At 57.9% G+C, this 18928-nt stretch carries 11 protein-coding genes, 3 pseudogenes and 1 other annotated feature; of the genes and pseudogenes, 9 read left to right on the forward strand and 5 right to left on the reverse strand.

Going from position 1 to position 18928, the window contains the following annotated elements; all coding sequences use genetic code 11:
* Nucleotides 1-214: 214 nt before the first annotated feature.
* Nucleotides 215-966, reverse strand: a pseudogene (locus FXB40_RS25240) (IS5 family transposase).
* A gap of 725 nt (nt 967-1691) precedes the next feature.
* Between FXB40_RS25240 and FXB40_RS49930 the strand changes: the two are divergent.
* A pseudogene (locus tag FXB40_RS49930) lies at nt 1692-3083 on the forward strand (amidase).
* Between the two features lie 394 nt (nt 3084-3477).
* Here the strand turns inward: FXB40_RS49930 and ccrA are convergent.
* The 3 genes from ccrA to FXB40_RS25260 all read right to left on the reverse strand — a co-directional run bounded on the left by ccrA (nt 3478) and on the right by FXB40_RS25260 (nt 9083).
* A complete protein-coding gene (gene ccrA, locus FXB40_RS25250; RefSeq protein WP_246207945.1) occupies nt 3478-4752 on the reverse strand; it encodes a crotonyl-CoA carboxylase/reductase in 1275 nt (424 codons plus the stop codon).
* A 2410-nt stretch (nt 4753-7162) separates the two neighbouring features.
* A complete protein-coding gene (locus tag FXB40_RS25255; protein WP_148774866.1) occupies nt 7163-8704 on the reverse strand; it encodes an acyl-CoA synthetase in 1542 nt (513 codons plus the stop codon).
* Nucleotides 8705-8870: 166 nt separating this feature from the next.
* The gene (locus FXB40_RS25260; RefSeq protein ID WP_148774867.1) at nt 8871-9083 is read right to left on the reverse strand and encodes a hypothetical protein; all 213 of its coding nucleotides are present in this window, start codon (nt 9081-9083) and stop codon (nt 8871-8873) included.
* 862 nt (nt 9084-9945) lie between these two features.
* Between FXB40_RS25260 and FXB40_RS25270 the strand changes: the two genes are divergently transcribed.
* The 7 genes from FXB40_RS25270 (at nt 9946) to FXB40_RS25300 (ending at nt 16275) form a co-directional block, all read left to right on the forward strand.
* A complete protein-coding gene (locus FXB40_RS25270) occupies nt 9946-10458 on the forward strand; it encodes a hypothetical protein (protein ID WP_148774868.1) in 513 nt (170 codons plus the stop codon).
* Nucleotides 10451-11878, forward strand: a complete 1428-nt coding sequence (locus tag FXB40_RS25275) for an MATE family efflux transporter (RefSeq protein WP_148774869.1) — start codon at nt 10451-10453, stop codon at nt 11876-11878. Before FXB40_RS25270 ends, FXB40_RS25275 begins: the two co-directional genes overlap by 8 nt.
* 639 nt (nt 11879-12517) lie before the next feature.
* The gene (locus tag FXB40_RS25280) at nt 12518-12757 is read left to right on the forward strand and encodes a hypothetical protein (RefSeq protein WP_148774870.1); all 240 of its coding nucleotides are present in this window, start codon (nt 12518-12520) and stop codon (nt 12755-12757) included.
* 289 nt (nt 12758-13046) lie between these two features.
* Nucleotides 13047-13373, forward strand: a complete 327-nt coding sequence (locus tag FXB40_RS25285) for a TlpA disulfide reductase family protein (RefSeq protein WP_246207928.1) — start codon at nt 13047-13049, stop codon at nt 13371-13373.
* Between the two features lie 285 nt (nt 13374-13658).
* Nucleotides 13659-14954: a C4-dicarboxylate transporter DctA gene (gene dctA, locus FXB40_RS25290; RefSeq protein ID WP_187437134.1), complete on the forward strand. Its 1296-nt coding sequence runs from the start codon at nt 13659-13661 to the stop codon at nt 14952-14954.
* 174 nt (nt 14955-15128) lie between these two features.
* Nucleotides 15129-15383, forward strand: coding sequence for a DUF6538 domain-containing protein (locus FXB40_RS25295; RefSeq protein ID WP_148774871.1), 255 nt, complete (start codon nt 15129-15131; stop codon nt 15381-15383).
* Nucleotides 15384-15387: 4 nt separating this feature from the next.
* Nucleotides 15388-16275, forward strand: coding sequence for a hypothetical protein (locus tag FXB40_RS25300; RefSeq protein WP_148774872.1), 888 nt, complete (start codon nt 15388-15390; stop codon nt 16273-16275).
* 309 nt (nt 16276-16584) lie between these two features.
* Here FXB40_RS25300 and FXB40_RS25305 read toward each other — a convergent pair whose 3' ends face one another.
* Nucleotides 16585-17481: an amino acid kinase family protein gene (locus tag FXB40_RS25305; protein WP_148774873.1), complete on the reverse strand. Its 897-nt coding sequence runs from the start codon at nt 17479-17481 to the stop codon at nt 16585-16587.
* Here FXB40_RS25305 and FXB40_RS25310 point away from each other — a divergent pair.
* A pseudogene (locus tag FXB40_RS25310) lies at nt 17459-18691 on the forward strand (IS3 family transposase). The gene FXB40_RS25305 and the pseudogene FXB40_RS25310 overlap by 23 nt on opposite strands.
* Nucleotides 17744-17860: a sequence feature (AL1L pseudoknot), on the forward strand. (Overlaps the previous pseudogene by 117 nt.)
* Nucleotides 18692-18928: the final 237 nt, after the last annotated feature.

Raw genomic sequence — 18928 nt, forward strand, 5'->3', positions numbered from 1 at the left:
AGTAGAGCGCATATCGTGCTTGACAAATCCCCGAGAGCACACACGACCCCTGCGGCTGTTTCTGCGGACTCGAGTGGGGACCGCAACCGACAATACCAGTCGGTTGCGCCTCGATCCGGCCCAGGAGCGCGGTGGCGGTCACCGCCACGTTGGCTGCAGCATCCTCCTTCGGCAGTCGACGGTTATCAATGCTTGCTTTAGGGACTGTTTGGATTCAGCGTGAGTTTATCACGGCTGCGGCTAGATTGATCATGGCTTCGAAGCTCTGATCGGTTTTGTCGGCACGCATCGCGATGCGTTTGAATTCCTTGAGCTTGCAGAAGAAGTTTTCGATCAGATGGCGCCATTTGTAGATTTCCTTGTCGATCTCGAGAGGCCTGGCTCGGCGCGGATGCTGGGAGATGACGGCCTTGGCGCCGCGTTTGTCGAGTTCGGCGATGATGGCGTTGCTGTCGAACGCCTTGTCGGCGATCAGCGTGTCAAAGCTCACTCCTTCGATGAGCGGGGGAACGCCAACCGTGTCAAAGCGCTGTCCGGGCAGCAGCACGAAACGCACGAGATTGCCGAGCGCATCGGTCAGCGCCAGGATTTCAGTGGTCATACCGCCTTTCGAGCGGCCGATGGCCTGATTTTGAGTCCCCCTTTTGCGCCCTGTCCGTGACGGTGGACCTTGACGATGGTGGCGTCGACCATGGCGTATTCCATGTCCGGCTCGTCCGAGACCGCCTCGAACAGGCGCTTCTACACGCCCGCCCTCGCCCAGTCGCGAAACCGCGTGTACACGGTGTTCCAGTGGCCGAAAGCGCGCGGCAGATCGCGCCATGGACTGCCCGTGCGCGCGATCCACAACACTGCCTCGACAAACAGACGGTTGTCATGGCCGCTACGGCCGGGATCGCCCGGCTTGCCAAGACAGAGCGGCTCCATTTTTGCCCACTGGGCGTCAGTCAGAACGAATCGATCCATCCCAAGCTTGAATCACAATCAAGCCGGGATGAGAATCCTGAATCCAAACAGACCCTAGGTGTGAAGCGGCTACGATCGCTCTCGACAAGAGAATTGTAGAGCGGAGCGATGGTGCGGAATCCTCGCACTCTAAGCCCGACAAGCGAAAAATTCGAAGTCATGACCGGCAGGTCTCGCAGCTGGTCAGCGTTTGTGCATAGTCTGGATCACGATATTCAGATGCATTTGCCTGGAGGGCATTCCGGCTGGCTCGAGGCCGATTCGATGAGAGACGTAGAGGACAATGCCGCCTAAATTCGCGATCCGGCGTGCACTTGCCAGTGATCGCCAACGCAAATCACAAGTAAGCTAAATTTCGCCGGCGTCGGACTGGAGGTGATGTTCTGCGCCAAATCCTTAGAATTACCCTGTATGCGCGCGCCGGCCGGTACTTCGCGGATGTGGTGCTTCACGAGATGGCAATCTCCCAGCTGCCCTCGAGCGGGTCGTGGTAGGCACAGCTTTCGCGCAAATAGTTTGAAGGCGAGTGTACTGGCTATGCGGGCAAAGCGCTTTTGTCCTTCAAGACCGGACGCGATCAACCGGAACCGCGCGAGCGAGGCTCCGTTTCGGTGTCCAGCCGGGATTGTCCCGCTGGCCGAGCCGCTCGCCAGTATTTCTGCGCCCTCTCTCGCAACTGGGGCGTCCATCAGTCGACGGACGGCGGAATAAACTGCAGTTTTGATGTGCAGGAGCTGATCCGAGATACTGCTTGCGCCGTTGTCGAGAAGCTGAGGAACCGTGAGGTAACACCACTAGATCTGTTGAATGTGCTGGAAGCACGTTTGCAGAGGTCGACGACAAGCTCAACGCGCTACCAATCTTGTATTTCGATCGCGCGCGCAAGAACGCTCAGGCGCTGATGAGGCGCCTGCCAGCGAGCGCGGTCTCTTGGCCGGTATGCCAGTGCCCATCAAAGATCTGATGGACGTGGTCGGTGTGCGCAACACCTACGGCTCGCGAATTTTCGCAGATAACGTCCTCTCTCTGTCAGATATCCTCGTCGTCCGCCTCGAAGAGAATGGCCCAGTCATCTGCTAGGTCGAATACGCCAGAGTTCGGGGCCGGCGCCAACACTGTCAACGAGATATTCGGGCCAAAGCTCAACCCCTGGAACCCGTTGCGCTCTGCCGCCGGATCGTCCGGTGGAGCTGCGGTCGCCCTCGCCACAGGAATGGCCTGGCTTGCGTATGGCTCGGATATGGGGGGCTCGCTACGAATCCGGCAAGCTTCTGCAGCGTCGTGGGGCTGCGGCCCAGCATTGGGCGGATAGCACATACACCGAAATTCAAGATCGACCGCAATCTTGGTATGCTGGGCCGATGGCACGCAACGTCGAAGATGTTGCCCTGATGTTGGATGCAATGAGCGGCGAGCATCCAGGCGACCCGTTATCACTTCCTAAGCGGGCTAAGTCCTTCCTTTCGACCGCGCGCTCTGGCAACAATCCAAAGCGAGTTGCCTATTCCCCCGATTTCGTCATCAAGCCCGTGGACCCGCATGTTGCGGCGATCACGCGCATGGCGGCCGCCCGGTTGCAGAAGTGGGCGCAATCGTAGAGGAGGCTCATCCCGATTTTCCAGAAACTCATGAGTACTTCCAGGTGCTCCGCGCATTCGATTTCGCGGTTAGTAAAGCGGCTCTGTTTCGCAGTATCGCGATCTCCTGAAACCCGACGTTGTTTGGAACATCGAGGAAGGGCTGAAACTTGCGGTCGAGCAGATCGAGCGCGCCGAGGCGCAGTGCGTAGCGATGGCGGCGCGCGCTGTGAACTTTTTTAAGGAATACGACCTGCTCTTGTCACCCGCAACCATCGTCGAGCCGTTCGCGGTGCAAGACCGTTATGTCACAGGTTCAAGCACTATGTGGATTGGGTCGCGATCGCCTCTGCAATCGCTCTGGCGTGTTGTCCAGCACTATCTCTGCCCTGCGGCTTCACTAGCTCTGGCCTGCCGGTCGGGTTGCAGATGGTCGCCGCGCCTCGCGCTGAGGGCCAGCTACTGGCTGCCGCCAAAATGCTGGAGGATATTTCGGGCGTGCGGGAAAACACACCCATCGACCCAAGGGCACCAACGTGAGGGCTGTCACAGCACGTGGCCTTCTCGGTATCTGCCTCGGTGCGCCTTCCGATTGTCAACCGGCAGATCGAAATCCAGTATCAGGCGCAACTCTTTCGATGCGCGAATCGAAATGACATTCACCGGTATTCACCGGGCAGGTACCGACAGCGGTGCGGCCGAAAGCAAGATGCACAACCCGCCCGGGCAAGAGCCAACTGGCGATCGGCTTTGCGGTCCCAGGTGAGCCTCGCTGGCGACGTAGGCGATCTCGCTACACAGAGAGCGCACTCATCCCAAGTACTACCATTCCTCGACCGAGCGCTGCCAGAGCGAAGCGAGCCATCGCGACTCTCATATTGTGAAGTCGGATTCAAGATCCTCGAGTCCCAGGTCCAACCAACGGGGCTGCGGGTCAAGCGCCCGCCGCCTTGAGGATATCCTTGAAATTTCGTAGGCCGGTCCGCGGCGCGTTGATCAAGACGGCCATATTTCCTGGCTTGTGCTGGTTCTTCCACATCCTTGTGTGGGCTCGGGCGATCTCCTCCCACGGGAAGACCTCGCTCATGCAGGGGGCGATGCGACGATCGACTACAAGGCGGTTCGCCGCACTGGCCTGTTTGAGATTGGCAAAATGCGATCCTTGGATTCGTTTCTGGCGCATCCAGACGTAGCGCGCGTCGAATGTAATATTGAGCCCTGTGGTACCGCCGCAGAACACAACCATGCCACCGCGCTTAACGATAATGGTTGAGACTGGAAATGTCTGCTCGCCTGGATGCTCGAACACGATGTCGACGTCGCGCTTCCCCGTGATATCCCAGATTGCTCTACCAAACCGCCGAACCTCTTGGATCCAGGTTTTATATTGGGGCGAATCTATCGTGGGCATTGTACCCCAGCAGTTGAATTCTTTGCGGTTAATGACACCCTTGGCGCCCAGTGCCAGAACGTATTCGGCTTTACTGGCTTCGGAAATTATGCCAATCGCGTTAGCACCGGATGCGACGGCGAGTTGGACCCCGAACACTCCGAGTCCGCCCGACGCGCCCCACACCAGCACGTAGTCGCCTGCCTTGAGGACGTGGGGCACGTGCCCGAACAGCATCCGGTAGGCAGTTGCGAGGGTTAGTGTGTAACAGGCCGCCTCCTCCCAGGTCAGGTGCTCTGGTTTTGGCATCAACTGTCGTGATTGCACACGGCAGAACTGTGCGAACGAGCCGTCCGGGGTCTCATATCCCCAGATCCGCTGGGATGGCGAGAGGAGCGGTTCGCCCCCGTTGCAATCCTCGTCATCGCCGTCGTCCTGGTTGCAGTGAACGATGATCTCGTCACCGACCTTCCAGCGCCGCACCTTTGCTCCTACCGCCCACACAACCCCGGCCGCGTCCGACCCGGCAATATGATAATGGAATTTGTGCATGTCGAAGGGTGAGACTGGTGTGCCTAACCCGGCCCAGATTCCGTTATAGTTGACGCCGGCGGCCGCCACGAAAACGAGTACCTCGTCTTCGGCCATCGGCCAGGTAGGCACGACCTCAACGAGAAGCGAAGCCTCTGGCGGCCCGTGGCGCTCGCGACGTATCGTCCACGCGTACATGCGGTCGGGGACGTGCCCAAGCGGCGGAATCTCACCGACTTCGTAGAGTTGCTTCCGACAGGATGCTGGTGGTGATAGTTCGTGAGCAATGGTTGACACGGTGACGCTCCTTCGCAATTGTTAGTCATTCTTCCTGCACAACACTGACCGGTCCTGCCCCACACCATCGACCTGACACCGTACCGGCAAAACGCACCTGCACGGAATTCACGGTCGCAACACGGGACCGCGAGCTCGGCCCAGTTGACCGGCTTCTTCTCGTTCGCCCTCTACCCTAAGATCGTCCAAATCGATCAGTACCTCGGGGGGCAAGGTCAACCGCACAGAATCGTTGGCACGAATCACAAAGAGAATGACGCAGCTCTCTTCGCCACACCTTGAGCAAAGAGTGTGCCAGCTCGGGCCTGGGAAAAGTAAGCACGTTCAAAATGCGATAATCTGCTCGGCTGGAACATTGGATTGTTCTCAGGAATGGACGCTCCAGGTCATCCATAGATACACGCGTGTGTCTCATGGCAAACAAAAGGATGTTCCAAGAGTGCAGGGGCCTCTCAGTCGCGGCTCCTCCTTCTTCATCTTGTCCCGCCATGTCTGGTCGCAGTGGCGAATGTTCGAAAGCCAACAAACCGTAGCTCGTGCCCGTCGCGGATGATGCCTTCTGGAGGAAAGCTGAGAAACTAACCGCGGGCCTTCGAGCCGCGGTCAGATGCAGACCCCGCCTGCAACTGAGGATGAATGGCTCTCGAGGCCGTTGGCTTATGGGCCGGAGCTTGATCGCGGAGCACAGAAGGAAAGGCCCGCGGTGCAAGCTGTGCGCCAGGACTCCGGCGGGATGCGCCTTGGGCAACAAGGATTCGTACCGTTTTCCGTCGCCATTAAAGCGACTCTCTCTGGTCAGACATTTTTCCGCGGCGAATGCCGTCTACAGCGAAGCGCGTCCGACCTGGCTGCATTGTCGGAAACCCTGTGCCCGTCAAATGCCAGCGCCCAGAGCCGGTCGGAAATTCGGCGCTCTGACTGACGCGGCTGCCTGCCGAGGGCACATTATTCCGAGCGCACGCAGGCGCGGATACACTTCGTCTTGGCAAAGGACGGGTTTGGTCTCGCCTCCCCAATCTGCGAGGAATAAAGCGGAATTGCCGAGCTCAACAACTCTTCAAATCCTCGACACAATGAACTTTCTAGACGAGCGTGCGGTCCAGATGCCTTTGCGCTGGTTGCGTCAGCACTCTCAATGCTGCGTCATTCTTCATGACTTTGAGGGCCAAATGCTACTTGGTTCGGCTCAGAAAACGCTATCCTACAACGATGAAGGAATACATACACTTGAGAGACGCTATGGACGCAGACGCAGAAGTCGTGCCCAAGCTTGACCGCCGTAGGGAAATTGCAAGCTGGATCACAACCGGAATTGATTCCGGTGCGTCTACGATTATACGCGGTGACGGCGATGTTGCTGATCGAGCAATGCACGATCATATCCGCACAAGCGGCCGTGTGCTTTTCGGATCTCGTCAGGCCACTGCTCATTTTCGCGAATAGACACGATTCGTGCGTCAGCACCACGGTTGTTACGCGATGGTTCGCAATGGTGCAGCGAAGCCGCTCGCAACAGAGGCTGCAAAGATTGGAGCCCGTCTGTAATGCACAATCAGGACAAGCGCGCGCTATACCTCCCGATTCCGTTCACCGCCCGTCCGTTACTTCCACTGCAGCAAAACGTCTGCTCGACCGCTGTAGCGCGTTGAGCGCACGGAGAGACGAGACACGAGTGCCTGTTTGGGCGCCCCTTTATCGCAAGTGCAGCCGCCAACGATGTCAACGCTGGTCGCGCATGCGTGAAATTGTGGGAGCTCGCTCCCAGACCGTCTTTATGTCCAACAGCCGGCCGTCAACACCTCCTACGCAACGTTCGGTCGCGTGCCTCTTGTGGAAATCAGCAAAAGCGCCGACTCGATCGAGGGGATACGAGAGTTGACGATATGCGACGCTTGTAGTCGGGGTCACAAAGGAGGCCCGCTCGCAGTGAGGGGTCGAACAGCATGCGTGTTGCGGTCGATGTCCACACGTTGTCCCCAGATGTTCGCTGGGGGTTGACCAGCCCACAGCGTAAATGAGTGGGACCTTCCAAAAAGTCGAGCTGCGATCCCTGGCCATCGAGTTTCCAGTAGGTCTGGTACGCACCTAGCCGCTAGGCCCACTCGATCGCGTCCCGCCAGTCGACGCACGTGCGAGTATACGACCAGCTCGCCGTGTTCATTGAATCTTCCGCTGTGGCCATGCTGAGTCCTTGCAGCGCCCAGAGGCCACAAAACATCATACGCTGGCTCTCACTGAACGGTAGGCCGCGCCGGCCTGTCAGAACCTCTTACGCTTCATAACCGATTTGAAGTCCGCATAACTGGCTGGATCCGTCTGGAACAGCCGCATATTCCTGTTAGTGCTACGCGAATGGCTTGTTACGAAGGTACAACGAGTTTTGCCTTGCTTTCGATCCTCGTCAAATTTTACGTCCAGTTTTTTCCCAAAACGGATCACGCAGCCGCCGCTTGAAGATCTTGCCGGAGTCTTCGCGCGGCAGACAGGTGTGGAGCTCGATACGGCTGGGGACCTTGTAGTCTGCCAATGATCTCTTCAGAGTCGAGCGTATATCCATGACGTCGAGCTTTGCCCCAGGCTGCGGCTCGACCAATGCCATCACCGCCTCGCCAAATTCCGCGTCGGGAATGCCGAACACAGCGCAGTCGTGGACACCGGGTACCTGGAACAGTGCCGCCTCGATCTCGGCAGGATATATGTTGACCCCACCGGAAATCACGACATCTTGCTTTCGGTCACACAGGAAGACATACCCGCTGGCGTCAACGTACCCGATATCACCGGAGGTGATGAAGCCGTCGTGCTCGATCTCGCGGCGCTTCTCCACCCTGTTGTGGTATGTAAATTCAGGATATGACGTGGCGCGGGAATAGATCTCCCCGATTTGTCCTGTCGGCAACATGTGTCCATCCACGCCTACGACACGCAGCTCGACGTCGGGCAAGACTTTGCCGACTGTTCCCGGCTTGTCTAGGGCGTCCTGCGAGGTTGCAAAGGTGACCGCGCCAGACTCGGTAGAGCCGTAAAACTCATAGATGACTGGCCCCCACCATTCGATCATCGCGCGCTTCACGTCAGTTGGACAAGGCGCGGCCGCACTGATCACGTGACGCAGCGAGGACAAGTCATATCTGTTGCGTACAGTGTCGGGCAGCTTCAACAGGCGTACGAACATCGTCGGTACCATCAAGATCGTATCGATCCTCTCTGCCTGAATGAGGCGCAAACACTCCTCAGACTCAAAGCGTGGCATTAGCACCAGAACGCCACCGATGCGGCTCGAGCGAATCCCGAAGAAGTTGGGCGCCGAGTGATAGAGTGGCCCTGGCAGGAGTGACCGCGTGCCATGCCCATAGATCATCGCGCGACGACGCTCCAAGGCCGCATTCTGCTCGAGGTTCGGTGCGGCACGACGTACCCCTTTGGGATGGCCTGTTGTGCCGGACGTGTAGATCATGCTCATCGGCTCCAGTACGGCGGCTCCCGAATAGTGCGGTTGCTCTGCAAGCCACTTTTCGAAATCTGTTGCGAAATCGGGTTTTCCCTGATGCTCAGGATCTACCTGGTAGGCGAAGATAACTTCTGGAGGAGGCGATACGCTCAAGACCTTGACGCTGTTCGGGATGGCACCATCCAATCGATGTAAAAGGTCAGCATGGCCGATCAAGACCGATGCGGCGGAGTCCCTCAGAATATATTCGATCTCCCCCGGCCTGAAATGCCAGTTTACAGGTACGGCATAGGCGCCGAGCTGGATAGCGGCATGTGCCACCTCGATGAACGCAATGTCATTCCGCATCAACATGCAGACACGGCCGCCCTGGCGCACGCCGAGCCGATGGAGACCGCCAGCAATGCGCCTGGCGCGATCAGCGACATCGGGATGGCTGCGCCGTCGTTCGCCAGAAATGACGCCTAGAAAAGCTTGGGATGCTGCGTCCATCGTTTTGACCTTTCTATGAACTGAAGCCGGGGAGATCAGGAGGTCAGAGGCGTATTTGAGAACTGGAGTCGTATTGAGCGCGCACCTACAGACCGCTCGCGTCATAGTGAACTCATTCGCACCATGGCTAAGGAGACAAAGTCCCACGATGTGTCACCCAGACAAACTACCAACCTTGGCGCTTGACGCGTCGCGGAATGGCTTGCAGCTTGCTGCAGCTCAGCCGGCTTGGTAGTTGAAGGCGTTGCATGCTCGCTGTAACAGTATCGCCGTGCTCATGCATCTTGCGCAGATAGGGCTGCACGGTCGGTGCAATATGCAGCGCCATCATCAACAGCCAGTCGCGCTTCCTGACCCCCCGAACGTATTTCGGAACCATTGGGTATCTGTGAGCGGTCTTCCGTTCAACTCGAGGCGCTGGAGCGGCGCATTACGCGATGGAAGGCCGGTCACGAAATAAAGGGGGCCTATCGGGAGACTCCGATGCAACGACGTTGTCGCGATTTGCAACCTAACGCTCAACAAAACCGCAACCGTCGGATCGCCGCGCTTTGATTAGGAAGCAGGGACACCGAGTAGGAGGCGCATTCAGACGGCGGAACGAGCGAGGCTCATACCAATAGCTATTAGCCGGTTCCGCACGCCGGCGGTTGCGGTAGCGACCATCGTCATGATGGGCGGGGCACAACGCCCGCGGCCCGAAGCGCACGACCCGCGTCCGATGTCTGACATCGAACGAGACGGTTAGCTCCAAAGAGCCCGCCATGTTGAACCGACGAGGCTAGCTTAGGTCGAATCGGGTGTGAATGTGCGTTGGTACTGCTGGCACGGTCGTTGCTAGTCACACAGCAACGCAGTCTCAGGCGGAGTACATGCAGACATGCTCTCTCGTTCATTGAACTCGTGCCGCGTTTCATAGGGACACTCGCGCTTGCGCAAACAATCGCGCGAAGGTGTGGGAATAGCTTTGGAGAACAACATGATTGTTCGTATGGATTCGCCAGCTCCCCGATCAGGGTGGAAAGCTGGGTGCGTGGCGAGCCCCACACCAATGTTAAGCTGGGTACGCTGCTGTATAGCGTCGCGTTTTGGCCGACTTGGTGCGGCGGATGTGGGGCGGAGATTTCCCCTCTCGCGCAGCTGCAAGAGAAATACGACGATAACGCAGTTGAGGTCATTGTAGTTGCAGCTTCCGAGCGAGGCTAACGGCCGAGGAGGCGCGAACAAAATTGGACGCGTGGTTGACCAAGAAAGGCTCCAAGCTGAACTTTTGGATCGCGTTCGATTTCGCGGGAACAATGAAGACGTGTTGGATGGCGCCCAGTTTTTCTAGCACTATCACCACCTCATTCGTCATCGACCGTGACGGTCACGTCACCTTTCGCACGATGCAACTGCATGACGTGTTTCCACAACTCGTAAATGGCACCTGGCGCACGAGCGATGAAGCCAAAGCAGCGGATGCTGAGCGAATCGCTGAAGCAGACTCTGAACTCCGCGAGAAAGCCCCGATGCAAGCATTCTGGGACACACTTGGACCGGCGCTGAAGGCGCAGGATTCGTCGACGGCGTTTTCGGCCGCTAAAGAGGGCGTCGCAGTGATGCCGGACGATATCAACGTTCACCGAGATCATGAGGATCCGGCCCTGCACACAATCTATGACATGCAGACGGAGTTACGCGTTATGCGTCGATTCGTTCGCGACGCGATCGAAAACGAATCCGAGTTGTGCGACACTTCGATCCATGAATGACACGGATACGGAATTCGTTGTCGAGAGCGATTGCAATATGATGCCCAAGAAGAAGCAGAAGATCGATTTATCGGACCCCAATCTCTCGAGCCTTATCCTCCGGCTCGCCATTCCGGCTGTTGTTGGCCTGTCGATCGTCGCGTTACATCAGGCCGTTAACGCGATCTTTGTTGGCGCGCTTGGCGTGCAGGCGATCGCAGCTGTCAGTATGACCTTGCCGATCGTGCTCCTGCTAGCGGCGGTCGGAGAGGGGATCGGCGTTGGGACGGCGTCGTTCATATCTCGTCATCTGGGCGCTAGTGAGTACCTGGAGGCGAGTCGAGGCGCAAGTACTGCACTCGCGCTCGCCGCTCCGATCGGTCTTGTCGTTACGGCCGCTCTGCTTCCAAGCCTACGAGTGATCTTCGTAACGCTCGGGGCAACTCCAACCATCATGCCCGTGGCGCTCGACTACGCGGTGATACTTTTGTTCGGGTACACTGTGATGCTTCTGAACATCGTCAGCGGCTTCATCGTCAGAGCTGAAGGCAACACTCGATTCAGCATGTGGACGATGATTGCCGCATTCGTCCTAAATGCCGTCCTCGATCCGATCTTCATATTTTCGATGGACTTCGGTGTGCGAGGCGCAGCCCTGGCGACACTGGTATCTCAGATCGCTGCTATTTGCCTCTATATCGCTTATTTTACGAAGCCTGGCGGGATAGTCCTCGTCAGGATATCTCACATCTCGTTGGGAGCAGGTCGCATCAGACAGCTCGCGTTGGTAGGGGCACCGGCGACCATGACCAGTGTTTTATCTGCGATTGCCGTTATGCTCTTGTACGGAGCTGCCGCGCCGTTCGGAGACGAGTCCATCGCGGCCGTGGGAATAGCTGCGCGCATCTTGACGATCGGCGCACTGCCTATCACCGGCTTCTGTATAGGCGCTCAAGCTGTCCTGGGTTTCGGTTGGGGCGCACGTGACTTTGCTCGTATACTGAAGACCGCGAAGTTCATGCTCTTGATGACTGTCGCTCTTTCCGTTACGTATTCTGCAGCCGTTGTGGTTTTTGCCCGGCCTTTGGTCAGGCTGTTCAGCGATAGCGATAAGGTCACAGAACTCGCCGTATCGACCTGCATCGTCTTTCATCTGTTTTTTGGACTTTTTGGTGTTCAGAGTTTCGTGACGACGATGCTTCAGTCGTTCGGGAGAGCACGCCTCAGTGCGGTTGTCTCCTTGGCGAGGCAAGGCTATCTCTTCATACCTGCCGTACTGCTATTTCCCGTCGTATCGGGTTTCAACGGACTGCTGGCCAGTCAGGCAATCGCTGAGTTGGGCGCCGGAATGATTGCACTGTTTGTCTTGGTCCACCAGTTCGCTGAGCTCAGACGAGCGCTCCGGCACCTTCCGTCAAGAACGATCGAGGTCGCGGGTTGACCTGACTAGTGATATCATCGGAGCCGAGGCCATTAGGCCTACAAGAAGATGGATCATTCTGGGTGCACTGGGCGCAGTGACGGCAACCGCACCAGCCGAGGCATTGCTTAACTGGTCCATTCGAGTTGCTTGCCGCATCCAGCGCCACCGCGGCCGCTGTAATCTATTCTTTGGTTCTAAAGCAGAAGGTAAGTACAAAGATCCGCTCTACGGACAGTCGGTCAGAAGACCGTCGATACGGATGGGCGGCTCTGGAGAATTGCGCCGAATTCTTCAAGGTGTCGGATCCGCAAGGGTCCTGCAGTCCTTGTCGGTAGCGTCTTGTCTCAGCGATGTGGGAGGGTTGGATCGAACAAGCCTTACCACACAATTGCTCATCATGGCGACAGCCCTAAGCATTGGCGCATTGCTGCTCGGTGCGGTCGCCGATTCGTTGCGCCCGCCTGGCAAGAACATTGAAAACGTTGCGCGCGATCATAGCTGCTGTGTTCATTGCAGCCGAACTCGCGCTGATCTTGCATCCACCTTTCCTGTCGCTACCTCATGGATCATTGTGGTGGCGGTGGGGTCAGCAATCCCCCTCAGCTACGCGATCATCGGAGATTACTTTCCGGCCGAATTGACGCCCGCGCAAACGCCGTGCTCAACGTTCTGCATTTCGGGTGGGCTTTCCTGGTCCAGTACGTGACGGGGTTAATTCTCGAGCGATGGTCGGCAAAGGACGGACACTGCCCCTCAATCGCGTATCAGACGGCGTTCAGTATCAATGTGCTGCTGCAGCTGGCCGCCCTGGTTTGGTTCATCGCCCCTCGGATCAAAGAGTTGAACTGGAAATCTCAGATCGCCCTCAAGCGCAAGTCGACGGACCAAAGCAGGTGAGTTCACGTCGTGATCCCGAGCGCCGGATTGGTCATCCTGGAAACCGATCGGGATGTGGAGTGGTGAACTCGGCCTTGCGCTGCCTGGCTTTCGGCCTCGTCGGTCTACAGGTGCGTCAAGAACGTCCGGCCGGCTGATCGCCTGAGAAGCTCCAAATAACTGGTCGGATATGCGACATACGTCGCGAGGTCGACAGGAATAATACGAAAAATGCGCAATATCAGGGAGCGCGGGCTGGCATGCGACTTGCTATCTTTCTCGGAACAGCCAGGTGAAATGAGTTTGAGCAATGACCAGTCTGACTGAGAGCGCAAGTCAAGTCGGTGCGGCAGATGTGCTGAGCGTCGGTTCGCGGGCCCCCTTGATCAAAGTTGAGGACTGGCTACGTGGCCAGCCGGTTATAAAGTTCGAGCCTGGGAAAGTATACATCGTCGACTTTTGGGCGACGTGGTCCGGACCATGTATCGCCTCGATGGCGCATTTTGTGATCCTGCAAGACAAATACAGGAACAATGGAGTTGAGGTGGTGGGCATCGTGTCGCGCTCCGGCGCGATAGCTGCGAGAGTGCCTGCCGAAGTGAAGAATGGTCGCCGGCTGCTAAGGTTGGCGTCATAGAAGCTGCCGGATGGCATCTTCGAACAACCAAAAAAGATAGAAATGGGTGGTGACGCTGATGCTCTCCAGCTCTCAAGGATGCTTTCTCAAAATTCTATCGCTGCTCTCAGAAGCGATTCAGAACCTCGTTTCGCTTAGATGGCAAGCCGATTCGGGAATCCGCGGCAATGGACGGGGCCATCTGGAGCGGTCAGAGTCCCCTGCGCCCCACACCGAAGGAACACTGAGCGAGGCGGTACCTTCATTGTCACCCCTCTTTGGTACCACGGCGCCGGCTCGAGCATGATGTACACTCACCGCCAGCGCCGCTCTGTCAAAGCCGCCGCCCTGTTCCGGCCATCTGGCCCGTGGTACAAAGTTCTCTACATCCAGGTACTCATCGCGATCCTGATTGGGATTCTCGTTGGCTGGTTGTGGCCTGCTGTGGGGACGAGCAGCTGGGTCAAAGCGCTTGGCGACGGTTTCATCAAGCTGATCAAGATGGTGATCGCACCGATCATCTTCTGCACTGTTGTGTCTGGAATTGCGCATGTTCAGGATGCACGAAAGGTCGGCCGAGTCGGCGTCAAGGCACTGCTTTACTTCGAGATCGTATCAACCTTCGCGCTCGTCCTGGGTCTCGTGATGGGCAATCTCGTTCAGGCCGGTCATGGGCTCGCTCCCAGGGCTGATGCCGCGGCGGTAGCTAACTATGTCAAGACGGCGGAAGGGCAGAAGGCGGTCGATTTTCTCCTCAATATCATTCCTGATAGCGTGGTTGGCGCCCTTGCGCGAGGCGACGTGCTACAGGTGCTGCTGTTTGCCATCCTATTCGGGTTCTCGCTGATGGCGCTTGGCGAGCGTGGTGAGCGGATGCGCGGTCTGGTTGACGATGCTGCGCACGCGGTGTTTGGTGTCATTAGAATCGTGATGAAGGCCGCGCCGATCGGAGCGTTCGGCGCCATGGCCTACACCATCGGTGAATTCGGACCCTCCGCGCTCGGTAAACTCATCGGATTAGTTGCGCTGTTCTATGTGACAGCCGGGCTCTTCGTGATCATTGTGCTTGGCCTGATCGCGCGCTTGGTCGGCTTTTCCATCCTAAAGTTCATCGTCTACATCAAGGATGAGCTGCTGATCGTGCTCGGAACGTCGTCGTCCGAAAGCGCGCTGCCGCAGTTGATGGAAAAACTCGAACGGCTGGGCTGTTCCAAGCCGGTCGTGGGCCTAGTGGTGCCGACGGGATACTCTTTCAATTTGGATGGGACTAACATTTACATGACGTTGGCGACGTTGTTCATCGCGCAGGCGCTCGGGGTCGATCTCAGCTTTGGCCAGCAGCTCACGATACTCGTTGTGGCAATGCTCACCTCGAAGGGCGCAAGCGGTGTTACCGGTGCTGGCTTCGTTACCCTGGCCGCAACGTTGACGGTGGTCAGTCCTGAGCTTGTGCCGGGCATTGCGATCGTATTCTCGATTGACAAGTTCATGAGCGAAGTGCGCGCGCTTACGAACATTATCGGGAACGGTATTGCCGCGGTGTTTGTATCCTGGTGGGAAGGCGAACTCGACCATGACTCACTACACGCGCAGCTCAAGTGATGTGCGAGCTCAGCTCGGCCCCTCCGGTAGCCAACACCGTCGCTCACGAATGCCCCCAGCAAAGTCGTACAGTTCAATCCTGTCTGGCAGCACCACCGCTTCCTTAAAAATTCAACACCGTGCTGATGCGGTTATGGTTTTCGAGCCGCTCCTGTTACACAGATGGTTCTGAGAATGGCGCGGCTCGTCAAGAGGAACCGTTCGGGGAACTGGTACTTCCGCAAGAGAATACCTGCTGACGTTCAACCCATTCTGGCGAAGCTGCCCAAGGAACGTTGGCCATGCTGCTGGTATAAGACCGGCATCATCCTGATCTCGACGGGCACCGCTGATAAGAATCTTGCGAGGACGAGCCAGCTGGACATTGCCTCTGACGTTGAGCGCCAATTCAAGGCGCTACGTGAAGGTCCCAAGCCGCTCACGCCTTAGCAGGTTGCGGCGCTGGTCCGGTATTGTCTACCGGGCATTTGCGGAAGGGCTGGAGGACAATCCCGGCCCGACATCGCAACAGTGGTTGAGTGTCGCTGAGGCGAACAAGGCCGCTCAGCGCGGCGAGTACAGCCTTGGCGCTCGCCTTGGCATCTTCAAGGATGAGGATGAACGCCGTCACGCGGACTTGGAGAACAGGTTTGGCGCCATCGTTGATGCTACGCTGACACGCCAGTCCGTGTTCACCACTGACGACAGCCGGTGGCAGATCACAGAGGCGGTCACCCGCGACCTGACCGAAGGCGTAAAGAAGCTCGCGAGGAACGCGGACGGCGATTTCACGCCTGACACCTACGTCAAACGCCTTCCGCTGCCGACTGCTCTGCACCTCAGCGTCTTAACCGGCGAATCGTTAGCCGCACTTGCCGACGCTTGGCACACCGCCTCATTGGCCCGCGGAACGCGAAAGCGTACCGCCAAGCGGTGGAAGCCAATCGTACTGCGGTTCAAGGATTGGCTCGGCCATGATAACCTTGGCCGCATCGCACCGGCAGACGTGCAGCGGTGGGGTGATGAGCGGAGCGCTGGCGGTAGTGCGCCTAAGACCATCAACGACACCAACTTCGCGGCACTGCAAGCCGTGTTCGGATGGGGCGTGAAAAGCGGCTGGCTGCCGATCAATCCAGCGGAGAACGCGAGGGTCGAGGGGCGCGGAAAGAAGCGCACACGGGAGCCGTGGTTCTTGGAAAGCGAGAGCGCCGCTATGCCGCTATCCTTAACATCGCACTCGGAGTTCAAGGCACCAAGCGAGAGAACCCCAAAACCACCGCCGCCAAGCGAGGTTCCGTGGCTCCGCGCCTACTCAGCGGCGCGGGTCGTTGAAATGATCTAGTTGCGCAAGGCGGGACGTGAGGCGCGAAGATGGTGGATGGGTCATTCGCATTGCTCATGGAATGCGTTCCAACCTCTCGGTCAGCGCAGAGGCGCTCACGCCGTCAGCGCGACTGCAAGGTGACGATCGAGTGGGTGTTGTGGCGCGATCACGCGCTATAGCTCGCTAATGCTGTGAGAGCGACTCCGTCGGATGCTGTCTCTCAATCCATGCGGCGGCCATTTCGGGATCGCTTTGCTGTGGTGAGGAGTCGAGGATGTTATTTTGTCCGCGAGGTATGCTAGGTACGACGATAGCGCACCTAGTATCTCACAGCGTCGCGGCCAATCCCGGCTCTTCAGGGTGAAGAGCGGCGTGGACTCTTCTAGCGTAAGAAACCGCAGCATCCAGATCCTGGAATTCGCGTGCTTTTTGCTTACCCGTATTGATCTCAGTAACTAGTATTCTTGTCGATATATCGAGCGGCTTTATCCCTCGTTGCGCAAACTTGGTGACAGCAAACTCTACATCATGACTTAGATAGATCGAATGTCCTACATCTCCATCGACAGTGATCCACGTGATGTTCAGTGCGCTCAGGAGAGCTAACGCTACCTGCTGCTCGCAGGAGCTGCCGAACGTTACTCGTTTTGCTGAGCGATTAATTACAACGGTCGCAACCTCGCCCACGCTGCCGACCTGCGTTCCGACGATCTCCGGCACCAAAGATTTACAAGAAATTACGATTCCACGAGTAGAAGCGTACTCGACGGCTCCGTGGTGAAGAACTTTGGCGCCGCAGCGCCCCATGCGACTGACAGTGGCATAAGAGATGTCTTGCACCAACTTCGCCTCGTTCACTAAATGCGGATCGGACGTGTAAATACCGCATACGTCCGAATAAATTTCACACGAACTGCTTCCCACAATGTCAGCCGCCAGCACAGCGGTTAAATCAGAACTATTACGTCCAAGCATTGAGATGCGCCCGCTCTTATCTAAGCCCTGGGCGCCGGCAACTATGACCACTTTGCTTACCTGCAGGGCGCTAAGAAGCGGCGCCTTGTCTATATCTTCGATGTATGCGCGATTGAAGTCAGACGACGTTTGGATCCCCGACGAATAACCGAACAGAGATGATGCCGGAATCGAATTGAACCGCCCCGGGTTTGCCGGAGGCTCCAACTCCTGAGAGGATGGAGCCATGACGAGCAAGACGACGAACAAGTTTTCACCTGAGGTCCGGACTCGAGCGGTTCGGATGGTTCTGGATCACGCCAGCGAGCACCCGTCGCGCTGGGGCGGCCGTGACGTCAATCGCGGCCAAGATCGGCTGCACGCCGCAGACGCTGCATGACTGGGTCAAGAAGGCCGAGGTCGATAGCGGGCAGCGGGCCGGCGTTCCGACCGACACGGCCGAGAAGCTGAAGGCGCTCGAACGGGAGAACCGCGAGCTTCGGCAGGCCAACGAGATCCTGCGCAAGGCAAGCGCCTATTTTGCGATGGCGGAGCTCGACCGCCGGTCCAAACCATGATCGCCTTCATCGACGATCATCGTGGGGCGCATGGGGTCGAGCCGATCTGCAAGGTCTTGCCGATCGCCCCCTCGACCTACCACGCCCATGTGGCCAAGCGGCGCGATCCCGCCAAGCTGTCGGCGCGCGCCAGGCAGGACGCCGCGCTGAAGATCGAGGTTCGGCGCGTCTTCGATCAAAACTTCACCGTCTACGGCGTGCGCAAGGTCTGGCGGCAGCTCAAGCGCGAAGGCTTCGATGTTGCCCGTTGCACAGTGTCGCGACTGATGCAGGACATGGGTTTGCAAGGGGTCATCCGCGGCAAATCCGTCAAGACCACGATCAGCGACAAGGCCGCGCCATGCCCGCTGGATCACGTCAATCGCCAGTTCAAGGCACCAAGGCCGAACGTCCTCTGGCTCTCCGACTTCACCTATGTCGCGACCTGGACCGGCTTCGTCTACATCGCCTTTGTGATCGACGCCTATGCCCGCAGGATCGTGGGCTGGCGGGCCTCCCGCACGGCGCACGCAGGCTTCGTGCTCGATGCGCTGGAGCAGGCCCTGCACGATCGCCGGCCGGTCCATCGCAGCGGGCTCGTGCACCACAGCGACAGAGGCAGCCAATACGTCTCTATCAAATACACCGAGCGCCTGGCTGAAGCTGGCGTCGAGCCTTCTGTCGGCAGCGTCGGAGATTCCTATGACAACGCTCTCGCCGAAACCATCAACGGTCTCTACAAGGCCGAGGTGATCCATCGGCGCGGACCATGGCGCAGCTTCGAGGCCGTCGAGTTCGCGACGCTGGAATGGGTGGACTGGTTCAACAACCGGCGGCTCCTGGAGCCCATCGGCAACATACCGCCGGCCGAAGCCGAGCAACGCTACTACGCCATGCTGGAACAACCGGCCATGGCGGCATAACTTAAACCAAATGGCCTCCGGCAAACCCGGGGCGGTTCAAATGCCTCTCCAACGCTGCCTCGAGTAAGCCGACGGACGCAATCTCACCCGTCGTTAAAACGGTGTCCAATGCGCGACTGTTGCATAGATCGTTTACTGAGAACGCCAGTGCCTTCAGGGACTCAGTTACCCCGAACATTGCACTAACAACGACAACGACTCTATCTGCATCAGTAGCGAGTCTGTTCGCTATGTGGG

Origin of the sequence: Bradyrhizobium rifense, from assembly GCF_008123425.1 — a bacterium.
Lineage (GTDB): Bacteria > Pseudomonadota > Alphaproteobacteria > Rhizobiales > Xanthobacteraceae > Bradyrhizobium > Bradyrhizobium rifense.